Here is a 14,625-nt window from a genome sequence, read left to right as displayed (position 1 = left end):
TGGATCAAATTGTTTGATCCTATTAACCAAGCAGCTGAAGGCAGTGTTTCTCCTATGACGTGTGTTTTTTGTGATACACGTGATCGTTGTGTAGGTTGTGATGCTACCGACTGGTTTTGTAGCAAAGAAAGTGGTCATTGGTGTACTAATAATGATAGCGATTAATTCGATTAATTGAAGTAAAACTCGCAACGATAGAGCTTTCAAACACAGGTAGTCAACTTAGGAGGTCTGGGAACTAATCTTCTTGGACTTCCTCCTATTTTGTAACTTTGAGAGGATGATTAATAGTGATTAGTGCTCCATTTGAAAAAAATCCCGTCAAAATCATAGAACAAAATGAAAAGTTATACTTATACAATATAAAAACAAATGGGCTTTTTCAGATTGATGATGTCGTAGTAGATATATGCAATAGCGAAGGTAAGGAAATTGAAGAAATATATGAATTACTTAAGCATCGTTCTAGTAGAGAAGAGGTAGATAGGTTATTAGCCAGTCTGAAGGAAGCATCGGTTATATATAATAAAGATTTGTCTGTTCAAAAGGAATGTAAAAGTTGCAATGATGAGCAAGTGAGTCTATCATCTATAATCCTTATGCTGGTTCAAGAGTGTAATCTAAGATGCTCTTACTGTTATGGAGGAGACGGAGAATATAATGATCGAGGACGCATGGACACAGAGACCGCATTAAAAGCAGTTGATTATCTGTTTAATCATTCTGGCGAGGAAGAAGAACTGAATATTTGCTTTTTTGGAGGGGAGCCACTTCTGAACATTGAAGTGATTAAAGAAGTTGTAGCCTACACTAAGCTAAAACAAGAAAAATCAAATAAACGTGTTACATATAGTATGACAACGAACGGCACCTTAATTTCCAAAGAAATTGAAAATTTCTTATTAGATCATCATGTTTCTATTCAGATAAGTCTAGATGGTGATCAAATGACGCACGATTTCAATCGATATTATCAGAACAGAAAAGGTACCTATGAAATCATTTTAAATAGAACAGAAAGTTTAAGAAAAAAAGGTGCCATAACAGCAAGAGCTACGATTTCACCAGTACAATTGGATATAACACATACACTTACACATTTATTGGGGATTGGTATCCGCCATGTTGCGATGTATCCTGCAGTCGAGATGCTTAGTGAGAATGACTTTGAGAAGTATGCACAAGAATTCACCAAATTGGTTGTTCATTTTGAATCTTTGCTTCAGGTCAAAAAATATGGGGAAGCACGTCAAATATCGAACATTCTAAAATACTTGTTGATGATTCATTCTTCTTCTAAGCGAGATTATTTTTGTGGAGCGGTCTCGCATATGCTTGCCGTTGATGTGCATGGTAATCTTTATCCTTGTCAACGATTTGTTAATGAAAAGGATTACTCTTTAGGAAATGTAAGGGAAGGGATGGATGTAAGAAAGAAGAGTGGCATGCTTAGTGAGATGCGTTTAGAGAAGAGAACTGTATGCGGAGAATGTTGGGCTAAGAATCTATGTGGTGGAGGTTGTCCTCAAGAAAATATGGTGCTTAGTGGTTCAATTAATGAGCCAGTGGATAAATACTGTAACTTTACTCGTAGTGCAATAATGGATTGTATGAAATTGTATTTACGATTAACTAAAGAAGACAAGAAAAACCTGTTCTCTGCTAAGCGGCAGCGAGAGCAACTATTGGAGGATGCCTCATTTGACAATTGATATTCAAGCTTTAAGTAAGTCATATGGTTCTCACCAAGTACTTAACGAGCTTCATTTTCACATTGATAATGGTATATTCGGACTGCTCGGAGACAATGGAGCGGGTAAGACCACTTTAATGAAAATTCTTGCCACTTTACTTAGATTCGACCGAGGGGAAGTTGAAATATTCGGACATTCTTTGAAAAAAGAACCTGATGCTATTCGTTTTTTACTAGGTTACTTGCCACAGTATTTTGATTTTTTTCCAAATGTGACTATTTTGGAATCCATGAATTATTTTGCGGCTTTAAAAGGTATTCAAGGTAAACATCATATTCAAGAGGAGACATCACAGCGATTAATTGAGGTGGGACTTATCGATCAAGTTGATAAAAAAATAAAACAGCTGTCTGGGGGAATGAAGCAGCGCTTAGGAATTGCTCAAGCTATGTTAGGACAGCCTAAGTTGTTAATTGTTGATGAGCCTACGGTTGGACTGGACCCCAAAGAACGAATTGCTTTTCGAAACTTGCTTCAAAATTATGGAGAAGACAGGATTATATTGTTATCTACTCATATTGTTCCTGACGTTTCAAGCACATGTGACAAACTACTCGTTTTAAAAGAAGGCCGTTGTCTGTACCAAGGGGCTATAGACGATATGATTCGAACTGTCGAGGGTAAAGTGTGGTTGGTTGATGTTGGCAAGCGTCAATTGGAACAATTAAGCCAACAAGCTCGAATCACTTCCATTGTGCGGAAGGAAGGAAGAGTTCAGGCTCGATTATTGTGTAACTACCCTCCAGATTGTTGTACAGAAGTCACACCCGAAACGGCTAATCTTGAGGATGCGTATCTGTACATTTCCGATCCGGAGGAGAGTTAGCAGAATGGGACAAGTAATCAGAGCCCTAGTTCAATTTGAAGTTTTGCTTATGAAAAAAAGTGTAGTATTTTTTATAGCACTAACGTTCTCTTGTTTTTTAATTCCTTTATTTTTATATCTAGGAGCAGGGAATAAGAATAACGCGTTATGGATATTTTTGCATCATGGACAAATGTTCTTTACCATATTACTTATGCCGTTAATGTATTCTGTTCTTTATGATGGCGAGAAGCAAAAAATGATTTCTTCTGTTATTATGCCTAAATTGCCTAAAGGAGCCCAATATTTTTATTGTAAGAGTTGTGTATTATGGGGAGTGGTTTGCTTATTTCAATTTGTCGCTTTAGCTATATTTTGTGTGGTTCAATGGACGACTCATGGGAAGGCTCCATTCTTGATACTGCTTCATCTAACAGTAGCAGGTGTAGCAACTACTGGATATTCTGTTCAAATTACCGTCATATTGAACTTGCTCTTACGTAAACAACTGTATGTGAACATTGTAGTGCTCGTTTACCTTTTAATCAGTATTACTATCAACTTGCCTTACATTTCAATCTGGTTTAATCCAGATTGGATTATTTCCAATTTCTTCACACAGTCGTTTGCTTTTGGGCGAGTATTCCTATTTTTGCTTATGTGGGTATTGATGAAAGTCAGTAATCATCTATGGATGGCGAGGGTACAAGAATGAATGGAATTATAGTTCGTTTCTGGCTACAGCTTTTACTTCGAAGAGAACAAGCAGTAACCTTGCTGGTTTCCTTTAGTGTGGTTCTTTTATTCAATTTAATAATGAATGAAGGTATTGCAATAACTTATAGTGTTAACTTGTTATTTGTAGCTTTTTTTTCTTTACAGACTGCGAGTATACACAATCGTAATCATACAGAACCGTATATATATATTTCTGTCTTTCCTAATTATCGTCTAATCGCTTACCAGCTTTATGTTTCTTTAATTCTTTCGTTTCCTCTCTTGCTCATGATGGTAGGACTTTTATGGAAATCATTCGCTGATGTATCATTATGGAATTTGGTTATCATTGTATTTTTTTCTAGTGTTTTTTCATCGATGTTGGGTCTCTTCTTGGGGCAGGTAGTAAAGCATTATGGGTTGGCCTTCACTTTTCTCATTGCTTTTTACCTTCCTATAGGTTTAGTTTCCTGGTCTTTTAATGAAAAGTTACGTTACATATCTCCTGTAGTGAATATATTCAACCCCTATATGATCAACTGGCGAAATCTCTTTGGACTCTTAGGCTGTAGTTTATTATTTTACGGATTAGGCACATTGTTATCCAGTCGGCGCGGAGGCGGCAAAAAGTCTATAATCCCTTGGATTAGTACGGTCCTTGCTTGTAGTATATTGATGGGCGTATGGGGATATGAGAGGCTATTTAATGAGAATGTACAGACATCGTCGTTTCAAAAAATAACTGTGGGACAAACACAAGTAGAGTATAAGGGGATTAGTTCGTATCAGGCTAGGCAATTTGCCACCCTTTTTGAAACGCTGTATCAAGTGGCTAAAAAAAAGGAGACACACCCGATTCGCTATACCTTGGAAATCACCCGAATACACTCCATGTCATCGTTCGAGCCGAAAATAATAGTGCGAAATCATAATAAACTTCAAATCAATATTTATTCAAATAAGCTTTTAGAGTTTAATTTCGGAATGGATTGGGCGAGTAAGTGGATTGATTACATTTTGCCACAATTGACCCACTTGTCCAATGAGCAAGTTGGCGCTTTTAAACGCCTCAAAAATGAAATTATTTTGGAAGTTAGAGAAAAAAATCCCGAAAATATCTATACAATTCAGGGTGACTGAGAGCTAAAATAGTGAGATTTCATGAAGAACGAATAATAGTAGATAAAAAGAAAGGGATGGAATGCATGGAACGTGAGGCAGACCATTTGAATATAAGAGCTATATTTCATTCATTCCAATATTGGCCGAAGTTAACTAAGTTACTATGGAGTACAGAACCTATCTACTTTATTATCATTATTTTTGGCTATCTACTAAAAGGAACACTCCCGATTGCTAACCTTCTTTCCATACAGTATTTGGTTTCTGAATTTGAGACTAACACGGTATGGCATAAGCTTCAAATCAGCGCAGTTTTCCCTGTAATTATCGTGATGTTTTCTAGTTTGCTTATTTCAAGTTTAATTGAATATTCTGATAAATTGTTCCAAATTTCACTGATAAATAAATTACAAACATTAATAGTATCACAAGCATCAACATTTAATCTTGCGGATTTTGAGAGTCCGCAAGTACACAATCAGCTCAAAAGAGTACAGAACGACTCAATAGATAGACCTATTCAGATCTATAAAGAACTCATTAATTTGTTAAGTTCTATGGTTACGTTATGCTCTAGTATTGCCATTTTAATAGCATTCAGATGGTGGATATTACTCATTCTTGTTGTTTCCCCCCTGGCATCTTTTTATTCTTTATTGAGATTCACACAAATTCAATATGTAGCCAAGAAAAAACGGGCTCCTTTACAACGTAAATCCAGGTATATTAATTACTTATTGACTAATGAGAAGTCTTTTAAAGAAATCCTATTGTATCAACTTAGTGACTACTTTACAGCAAAATATAAGGACATTTTTGATGTTTTCTACAAAGAGGATAAGTATTTAGCCAAAAAACGTATTGCGTTATATTTGTCTTTTCAAGTAATAAGTACATTATTTATAGCCATTGCTTTGATTATGATTATACAAATAGCATGGAAAGAAGAATTTCTCGTTGGCAGTATTTATGCATTAGTTCAAGCAGTATTATTAGCTAATCAAAATATTAACACAGTATCTCAAGGATTGATTTCATTGTGTGATCATAATCTGTATCTAGATGAATTATTCGCTTTTTTTAACATAAAACCTAAACAAGACAGTTCTAGAATGTTGCTAAGAGAGTCAGGTATACAAGCTGATTCAACGATAGAATGCATAGAATTTAAGAATGTTTCATTTGCTTACCCAGATCAAAAAGAATTGGCTCTCAAAGATATAAGTTTTAAAATGAAACGTGGTGAATCTCTTGCTCTAGTGGGCAGGAATGGATCAGGGAAAACAACAGTGATAAAACTTTTAACGGGGTTATATGAAGACTTTGAAGGAGATATTTTAATCAATTCTATCTCGGTTCGAAATTACAATAAAGAAATGCTTTACAAGAAAGTAGGTGTTATATTTCAAGATTTTGTCCAATTTGATTTTTCAGTAAGAGAAAATATAGGTTTTGGCAGTATAGGGGATCTTGAACTTGATACCAGGATATGGGAATCGACCCAACATACAGGGGTAGATTCGGTAATACGAGATTTGCCTAATCAATTAGAACAACAGCTAGGAAGAAACTTCGAAGGGGGGATACAGCTTTCAGGAGGGCAGTGGCAAAAGATTGCTATATCGAGAGCGCTCTTCAAAGATGCTGACGTTTATGTATTAGATGAGCCTAGTTCATTTCTTGATCCAGAATCGGAAAAACAAGTATTTAAACAATTTCAAAAATTCGTTGATAATAGACTATGCCTCTACATATCTCATCGCTATACCTCTGTTTTATATGCAGATAAAATTTTAGTTATGGAGAAGGGGCAGATAGTAGAAGGAGGAACCCACCAAGAACTAATTGAAAATAGAGGGTTTTACTATAATTTATTTTCTGACGAAATTCATACATTCCAGAAAGCGCTAGTTATTAATGATGTACGCTAACTGTGTATTGAGATTCTGTCAAAATAGTGGGACTGCGAACAGAATTGTTTTTTACCTTATGAGAAGTAGACTATAACAAAAAAAGCGGAGCTTCCCTTCGAGAGGCCCCGCTTTTGGGCTTCACATTGGACATTTTCTATATGAGTTAGCCAATATTGATGGGATAGTGCACGAATCTTTCTTTTCAGTCTGTAGATGCGGGTCGTTGTCGCCGTAACTGAAATATTATATTTGTCAGCGAGGAAGGACATATACAGCGTTATATTGGGAGAGGCTGCTTACATATAACAAATTGATAGACGATAAAGGACTGCTTAACAGTGAAAAAGGAATGAAGACTTTATGAATAACGATGATAAAATATACAAAAACATACAAAAAATCCGATATACCTCTAGGATTACTATTTAGAAGAGAAATGGAGGTTTTAAGATGAATGTATCTTTTACATCATCTCACCAATCGCCGTTCCACACCACAGATAACAACCGACTTGAACTACGGCATCCCCTCTCCCCTCAGGCTGAAAGGAAGAGTATAGGCAAGCCGCAAAACAAGATTATTCAGCAATTGATTGAGCAGAAGCAAAATCTGATGGAGAGGCGTTCGGACTATATAAGTAATGCTCTAAAACGTGGCCTCGGTTCGGAAGCTGTAAAAGCCGAAATGGAAAAGATAGATAAGCAGATTCAACAAATTGACGAGAATATTCAGAAGCAATCGATAGAAGAACAAAAAAAAGCATTTGGAATGGATGAGGAAAGTAAAAAAGAAGCCCAGGAAGATAAAAAGGAACAATATACGCACAAGACTGCAGAGGAGCAGAAGCAAAGTCTCATGACTTATACGATGCATAGTATTGTATCAGCAAACAACCAGCTGAAGAATTCCAAAATCACTAAAAGGGCACAAATTACATTAGAAAGCGAAGCTAAAGGTTGGGAAAACACTAACCCTTCAAGATCAACTACTTTGCGTGAGAAGGCAGAAGGCCTTAATGAGAAAATTATGGAGATTGTCTCAAATATCAATGAGTGCATTAGAAAAGCAGTGAATGAGGAAGCGACGATAATAGATCGAGATGAACCAAAGGATGAGAAAGAATCAAGTATAGAGGTTGGTAGGGTGTAGACTGAACAAGAGATCAATGCCTATGTGGATTCGGCTAAAGACGAAGCTAAGAATGCAGGTGTAAAGATTAATATTGCAGTTTAATTGGACTATTATTGCTATTTAGTAAAGAGGCTATTTGCTCAATAGGTTTGTTTATAAAATGAAGTGTTCAAAAATACGTAACCAAATGCTTATCGTTTATTATTAAATACATAATATATATATTAAGTATTTAATAATAATATTGACTATGCTAATTACGGTGTGTTATATTGGAAGCGTTAATAAAATGGCTTGTTGATTTTAGGTACAACAAATTTTATTTTCGCATTCAGAGAGGATGGTTTAGGTGGCAGCAGCTGTAAAAGCAAAGATGATTGTAGACAAATCTTTTCGTATTGCTGAAGTCGATAAACGCATTTATGGTTCTTTTGTAGAGCATCTTGGGCGTGCTGTATATGGTGGTATTTATGAACCTACTCATTCGACTAGTGATGAAAGCGGTTTCCGCAATGATGTTAAAGAACTGGTAAAAGAGCTGGATGTTCCTATTATACGCTATCCGGGCGGCAATTTTGTATCCGGTTACAATTGGGAGGATGGTGTCGGCCCTGTTGCATCCAGACCTAGACAGTTGGAGCTGGCGTGGAGAACAGTGGAGCCGAATGAAGTAGGAACGAATGAATTTTTTAAATGGGCCAAGGATGTTGGCTCTGAAGTAATGATGGCGGTAAATCTGGGTACGCGTGGAATTGATGCGGCGCGTAATCTGGTGGAATATTGCAATCATCCAGGAGGCTCCTATTGGAGTGATTTACGTCGTAGTCACGGTATAGAGCAGCCACATAAGATTAAAACCTGGTGTCTTGGCAATGAGATGGACGGACCGTGGCAGATTGGGCACAAGACAGCGGAGGAATATGGTCGTCTGGCTGTAGAATCTGCAAAAGCCATGAGGCTGATTGATCCTGACATTGAACTTGTATCCTGTGGAAGCTCCAGCTCCACGATGCCGACGTTCCCGGAATGGGAGGCAACTACACTGGATCATACGTACGAGGTAGCCGACTATATTTCCCTGCACCAATACTACGGCAACCATGACAATGATACGGCTAATTATCTGGCACGTTCCATGGACATGGATCATTTTATTCATACTGTCATTTCGACTTGTGATTATATCAAAGCGAAGAAACGTAGCAAGAAAAAAATGATGCTCAGCTTTGACGAATGGAACGTATGGTACCACTCCAATGATGCAGACAAAAAAATCGATCCATGGTCTGTGGCACCACCGCAGCTTGAGGATATTTACAACTTTGAGGATGCATTGTTGGTGGGCAGCATGTTGATTACGTTCTTGCGTCACGCGGACCGTGTAAAAATGGCTTGCCTGGCTCAACTGGTCAACGTTATTGCGCCAATCATGACCGAGAATAACGGAAAAGCGTGGAAGCAAACGATCTTCTATCCGTATCTGCATGCTTCCCGTTATGGTCGTGGGGTATCACTGATGCCTGTAGTGGATTCCGAAAAATACGATTCCAAGGACTTTACAGACATTCCATATCTGGATAGCGCTGTGGTTTATGATGAAGAGGGAGACGCGCTGACTGTCTTTGCAGTGAACCGTCACTTGTCTGAATCGCTGGAGCTGACGGTAGATGTACGCAGTTTCGAAGGCTACCATATTGTCGAGCATACCGTGCTGGAGCATGATGATCTCAAAGCGACCAATAGCCCAGCTGGAGAAAAGGTTACGCCTCATAACGGTGGCAATGCCAAGCTTGAAGACGGAATTGTAAAAGCTCATTTGGGCAAAGCCTCGTGGAACGTTATTCGTCTTGCTAAATCTCATTAAATCTCATTAATTCTCTTTCTAAAAGGAACGGACTGAGTTATACCTAATAAGTCCGCATTCTCTCTTGTAAGGCTACTACAAGAGCAGGAATGCGGGCTTTTTGTATAAAATGAGCCATTTGTCCCTCCATCAACATAGTGCTCGAAAGGAAGAGGTAATTCCAATAAATATTATATTTATTCCTAAATTTAACTAGGTAAAGATGATCCTTAATCACTAAGTGTTCGTGCCTCGTACATTTTTATGAAGTTAATTAGACCCAGTGCCCACCCTCCTGGGTGAAAAAAGACCCTGTTGTACCGTTGTCAATGAATTGATATCTGAAATGAAGGTGTGTAATCCGTCTTAAATCCACGTTATACTTTAAAAGATAGCTATTTTAAATAAAAGATGGCTGTAGCATTTCGTGAAAGGAATGATCTCTATGAGTCAAACAGACGAATATCGTTTTCAAGTAAATTTGGGCGGCATGATTGATATTTTGGCCAATCATTTATATAGCAGTCCACGAGTGTTTATACGTGAAATACTACAAAATGCAACAGATGCGATCACGGCTCGCAAGGAGCTACGGAAGACTGAAGCTGAAAGTAGATCATTGAAAGAAGACAATACCCTTGAAGATACAGTTTCTGAGAGTAACGACTATGAAGGCAAAGTCATCGTAGAGCTATCCGGTGCCGGGGATCAGCAGGTATTGATGATTCAGGATAACGGTATTGGATTGTCTGAAGAAGACATTCATCGGTTTCTGTCGATCATCGGGCAGTCTTCCAAGAAGGGGGCTGATTTGCTAACCTCGGAGACTTCATTTATCGGGCGTTTTGGGATTGGCTTGCTGTCTTGTTTTATGGTGAGCGATGAAATTGTAGTACTGACCCGTTCGGTGAAGGAAGGCATCTCTATGGAATGGAGAGGGAAGCCGGATGGGACGTATACGATTCGTCGATTAGAGACTGAGCTGCCTATAGGGACGCAAATTTATTTGCGCTGTAAGCCGGGGAGCGAGTTTTATTATGAGCCAGCGCAGGTGAAAGACTCCTTATTTTATTATGGAGCCTTGCTGCCATATCCTGTCCTGCTGTCTGTAGACGGGGAGACTAAGCAGGTCAATCTTCCATCGACAAGCTGGATGCAGGACCCGGAACAATTACGGAGTCGACGCGGTGAGGTGCTGGATTTAGGCTATCGCCTAATGGGTGAGCGCTTCAGTGATTTTATACCGCTGCGGACGGCATCGGGCAGAACAGGCGGGATTGCATTCATTTTGCCTCGCAGTGTTAATCTGAACAGCAAGCGGCTGCATCGGGTGTATCTAAAGCATATGCTCGTGTCCGACAAAGCGGAAAATGTATTGCCAGAATGGGCATTTTTCATTAAAAGCCTGATTTGGACAGACGAATTGCAACCAACGGCATCTCGTGAATACTTTTATGAAAATGAGCAGCTTGATGCGGTTCGTTCCGAATTGGGAACCTGTATTCGAGAAGAACTGCTTCGCATGGCGGAATATGAGCCAGACCGCTTGCAGCACTGGATTCGTTTGCACGAGCTATCCATGAAGGCGCTCGCGGTTGAGGATGATGAATTTCTGCGGATTATGCACCGCTGGTTTTCCTTCGAAAGTACTTTTGGGCGGCGCGAGCTGAGTGAACTGATCCGAGAGGCGGGCGGGCGTCCGCTCCATTACACGGCGACCGTGGATGAGTATCGCCAGATTACGCATGTGGCGGCAGCGCAATCGATGCTGGTGATCAACGGCGGATATATCTATGATTCAGAAATTTTGGATAAGCTGCACTGGTTCGACGCTACCCTGCAAACAGAGCGACTCAGCCCTGAGGATGTATCTTTATCATTTACCGGGTTGACGCAGGAAGAGCACACCAAGTATTACGGTGTGCTACGTGTGATGGATGCTGCTTTGCAGCCGATGCGCTGTCGTGCTGAGTTGAAGCGTTTTGAGCCTGCGAGCTTGCCTGTGCTGTACACCATTTCACAGGATGCACTAACCTTGCGCTCCATGGAACACACAGTTGAAGAGACCACTTCGCTTTTTTCCAATGTGCTCGATAGTCTAAAAGCGGGAGTCCAGCAGAACGCGGGCTATTCGACCTTGTATTTTAATTTAAGCAATCCGGTAGTGGCGCGGATTTTTGAAGCTACCGATACACAGATGATTACGGCTGCAACAGAAATGATGTATGTGAATGCGCTTATGATGGGTCACTATCCGATGAACCGCAGTGAGCTAGGGCTGATGAACCGGAGTGTGCTGCATTTTATCAATTGGGGATTAGGGAACGGACAGAATACGTAATTGCGTAATTAAAGGAGGATTCAAATGGAAGAGACGATATATGAAATGATGGAGCAGGCGCAGGATATGCCCGGAGGGGCGGCAAAGCTGGCGATTCTGGAAGAGGCTGTTCGCCTGGCGGATACTTCAGGTTTGAAGGAGCTCGCTTATGAAATTCGGGGAGAGATTGTAGACTGTGCTATTTTTAACGGATATCCATTGAAGTCGCTGATTGCTTTTTCATGGCAGCTGGGTCAATTTGACCAAAATCCAGAGGAATACGACCCCGTTGAGCTGTTGTGGAACTATAAATGGATACTTGGAAAGGTGTGCAGTTTTCCGAATATATCAAAAACTCAAATCGAGGATCTGGTAGAGGATATGCGCAGACGTTATGCTGAATACGGGTATAATGAGCGACCATATTACTATTATAAGTTCCGCATCGCGATGGACATGGGTGAACTGGATGAAGCACGGCGGTATCTGGATATGTTCCGCGTAATTGAGCCAGACAGTATGAGTGATTGTGAAGCCTGTGAGCAGAGCCAGATGGTGCGATTCTATTATTTGACCGGAGAAGACGAGCAGGCGCTTGCCGTGGCAAAACCGATTTTATCGGGACGGATGAGATGTGCAGAAGTGCCGCATGTGACGCTCTCGCAGGTGCTATTGCCGCTGTATCGTCAAGGCGAGGTTGATCAGGCGAAGGAGCAGTATCGCAAAGGCTATCGCCTGGTTCGTGATGACCGTGACTTCCTGAAAACGATAGCAGAGCATATTGAGTATTTGACGGTTGCAAATCCGATTGAGGGAATCGGAGTGGTGGAACGTCATTTGCACATCGCATTGGACTATGAGAGCGGATTGGAGCAAATGTATTTTTACGCAGCGATGGTAGGGCTGCTGCAAAAGCTGGATACTTCGAGAAAACTTCGTTTGATTCGGATGCCTGCATCTTTTGAATGGGGCAAACAGGAACGTACGTTAGAAGAGATCATTGCGTACTTCAGACCACTGGCAGAGTCTGCGGCAGCTGAATTTGATCGACGGAATGGAAATGCATTTTATTCGAAATGGATTGGGAAGATTGTTCAACCGGCGTAGAAGAACAGGCGACTGTGGCGAATATTTTATACAGCCCAAACAATGAACAAGTAGAATATTCTTGTTTGAAATGACAGGAGGGATTAAATCGTGACTATGACCCAGAAGGTAATTAATTTTGCGCATCGCGGAGCTTCCGGGGTATGTCCTGAAAATACGATGGCGGCTTTCCGCCACGCGTTGGAACTGGGAGCAACAGGCATTGAAACGGATGTGCAGCGTACCCAAGATGGGCATTTGGTGCTGATTCACGATGAGTCGCTGGAGCGCACGACAGGTTGCCCGCTGGATGTAAGAGATATCACGCTGGAAGAATTAAATAAACTGGATGCAGGCAGTTGGTTTGATGAGAAATTTCGAGGCGAGCGGGTACCGATGCTAGATGAGTTACTGGAACTGGCCCAGTCCTCGGATACCATTATTAATCTGGAACTGAAAAATAGCATTCATCTCTATCCGGGGATGGAGGAAGAGGTCATTGCCGCTGTGAAGCGCTTTGGATTGGAAGAGCGGGTGATCTTATCCAGCTTCAATCATGAATCGCTCGCGCTCTGTGCGCAGATTGCCCCCGAGATCAAGACGGGAGCGCTCTATATTGAGATTATGGTTCGCCCATCGGAGTATGCAACCCAATTCGGGGCTACAGCACTTCATGCCTACAAGCAAGTGGTTACACCGGAAGCGGTGTCCGAGGCTTTGGCATTAGGCGTCGTCTACCACCCATGGACGGTGAATGAGCCGGAGGAAATGGAGCGTCTGCTGGAGGCCGGAGTGAACGGCATCATCACAGACTATCCTGATCGGTTGGCGCATATTCTAGCTGTCCACTCTTCCTAAGAGGAAGACGCAGTAAACCTACAGCTAAGGATTGTAGGGAAGTAGGTGTAGCTATGTATTGAAAGAAAAAAGACTCTCCTACGTACTCGCTTTCACGAGACAAGGAGAGTCTTTTTTTGGCTTGAGCCGAAGTGAATATCATCACGACGATTTTGATTCCGTTCTACTTGATGCCGAGTCTCATACGATAGCTGAACAGGATATCCAGTGTTCTGCCTTTAAAATGATTCTCAACCAGCTTCACGAAGCGGGCTATATCGTCGTCAAGCGTTCGATTGCCAAGTTTGAACAGGCTCTGAATTCCTCCCTGGCTAAGAGCGAGCCCAGTATAACGAGCAGCGTCACATTGCTCACGATTGTGGAAGACAATCTCCCGAATATAGCGGAATTGCCCGCTATGGTGCAGATTAGCTAGATGCTGATCCTTGCTCCATTTATGAGCCTGTTGCTCTACAGGAGCTTCCTGTTCCAAAACGGTATCAGCTTTGGTGATAAGCTCTGTATAAGCTTGCTCTATCTGCCATTGCAGCACAGGAGGCCAGTCACAGTCAAAGGCTGCGAACACGCCGCCTTGTGCCAAGACCCTGCCTGCTTCCTGGAGTGTGCTCTCGGGGTCCATCCAGTGAAAGGACTGAGAACAGGTGATGACATCTACAGTGCCGTCCTCAAAGGGCAGGTTGTTGGAGAACCCGCTTTCGAAGGAAATGGTACCTGTCATTGTCGTTCCTGCTCTCTCCAGCTTGCGCTGCGCTATCCCTCTCATGTCCGGGTTAGGCTCGATGCCGACGATTCGACGAGCGGTGTCTTTCCATATGAAAGTAGAGAGCCCAGTACCGCAGCCAATATCGGCAACTAGCGTTACGTTCCGATCCAGATAGCGGCTGATGATTTCCACGACGAGTGATGGCGCTTCTGGACGGTGTTGATCGTAGTTGTCGGCAAAGCCATTGAAACGATCCACATTACTTTGCAGATTTCCCTCAGGTATCATAGGGGCTTTTCCTCCTTAGTTTCGCCCGGGCGACCGCGTAAATTCCGATGCTCTGTACTTTTACATTGTACAAGTTTATGTGCTT

At 41.2% G+C, this 14,625-nt stretch carries 11 protein-coding genes; 10 read left to right on the top strand and 1 reads right to left on the bottom strand.

Translation table 11 applies throughout. The annotated features are described in order from the left end of the window. Window positions 1-290: 290 nt before the first annotated feature. The 10 genes from papB (at window position 291) to ACU1JV_RS20150 (ending at window position 13,549) form a co-directional block, all read left to right on the top strand. Complete coding sequence (gene papB, locus ACU1JV_RS20195; RefSeq protein WP_413987352.1) at window positions 291-1,712, top strand: PapB family radical SAM/SPASM ranthipeptide maturase; 1,422 nt, start codon at window positions 291-293, stop codon at window positions 1,710-1,712. After that, a complete protein-coding gene (locus ACU1JV_RS20190) occupies window positions 1,702-2,580 on the top strand; it encodes an ABC transporter ATP-binding protein (RefSeq protein WP_446724620.1) in 879 nt (292 codons plus the stop codon). The genes papB and ACU1JV_RS20190 overlap by 11 nt, the downstream gene beginning before the upstream one ends. A gap of 4 nt (window positions 2,581-2,584) precedes the next feature. Further along, window positions 2,585-3,274: an ABC transporter permease gene (locus ACU1JV_RS20185; RefSeq protein WP_025674410.1), complete on the top strand. Its 690-nt coding sequence runs from the start codon at window positions 2,585-2,587 to the stop codon at window positions 3,272-3,274. Continuing rightward, window positions 3,271-4,416 carry a hypothetical protein gene (locus tag ACU1JV_RS20180; protein WP_413987353.1) on the top strand — a complete coding sequence of 382 codons (1,146 nt, stop codon included), beginning with the start codon at window positions 3,271-3,273 and terminating at the stop codon, window positions 4,414-4,416. The genes ACU1JV_RS20185 and ACU1JV_RS20180 overlap by 4 nt, the downstream gene beginning before the upstream one ends. A gap of 65 nt (window positions 4,417-4,481) precedes the next feature. Then, complete coding sequence (locus ACU1JV_RS20175; RefSeq protein ID WP_413987354.1) at window positions 4,482-6,329, top strand: ABC transporter ATP-binding protein; 1,848 nt, start codon at window positions 4,482-4,484, stop codon at window positions 6,327-6,329. A 432-nt stretch (window positions 6,330-6,761) separates the two neighbouring features. Beyond that, entirely contained in the window at window positions 6,762-7,460 is a 699-nt protein-coding gene (locus tag ACU1JV_RS20170; protein WP_413987355.1) for a muscle M-line assembly protein unc-89 Uncoordinated protein 89, read from the top strand. A 331-nt stretch (window positions 7,461-7,791) separates the two neighbouring features. Then, window positions 7,792-9,306 carry an arabinosylfuranosidase ArfA gene (arfA, locus tag ACU1JV_RS20165; protein ID WP_413987356.1) on the top strand — a complete coding sequence of 505 codons (1,515 nt, stop codon included), beginning with the start codon at window positions 7,792-7,794 and terminating at the stop codon, window positions 9,304-9,306. Window positions 9,307-9,730: 424 nt separating this feature from the next. Further along, on the top strand, window positions 9,731-11,626 hold the full coding sequence (locus tag ACU1JV_RS20160) for an HSP90 family protein (RefSeq protein ID WP_413987357.1): 1,896 nt from the start codon (window positions 9,731-9,733) through the stop codon (window positions 11,624-11,626). Between the two features lie 24 nt (window positions 11,627-11,650). Then, window positions 11,651-12,712 carry a hypothetical protein gene (locus tag ACU1JV_RS20155; RefSeq protein WP_013368997.1) on the top strand — a complete coding sequence of 354 codons (1,062 nt, stop codon included), beginning with the start codon at window positions 11,651-11,653 and terminating at the stop codon, window positions 12,710-12,712. Window positions 12,713-12,802: 90 nt separating this feature from the next. Next, window positions 12,803-13,549 carry a glycerophosphodiester phosphodiesterase gene (locus ACU1JV_RS20150; RefSeq protein ID WP_413987358.1) on the top strand — a complete coding sequence of 249 codons (747 nt, stop codon included), beginning with the start codon at window positions 12,803-12,805 and terminating at the stop codon, window positions 13,547-13,549. Between the two features lie 163 nt (window positions 13,550-13,712). Here the strand turns inward: ACU1JV_RS20150 and ACU1JV_RS20145 are convergent, their stop codons facing one another. Further along, window positions 13,713-14,540 (bottom strand): class I SAM-dependent methyltransferase, encoded by an 828-nt coding sequence (locus tag ACU1JV_RS20145; protein WP_413987359.1) that lies wholly within the window; start codon window positions 14,538-14,540, stop codon window positions 13,713-13,715. Window positions 14,541-14,625 lie beyond the last annotated feature (85 nt).

The organism is Paenibacillus sp. T2-29 (genome assembly GCF_052921365.1).
This window is presented reverse-complemented; position numbering and strand designations above follow the sequence as displayed.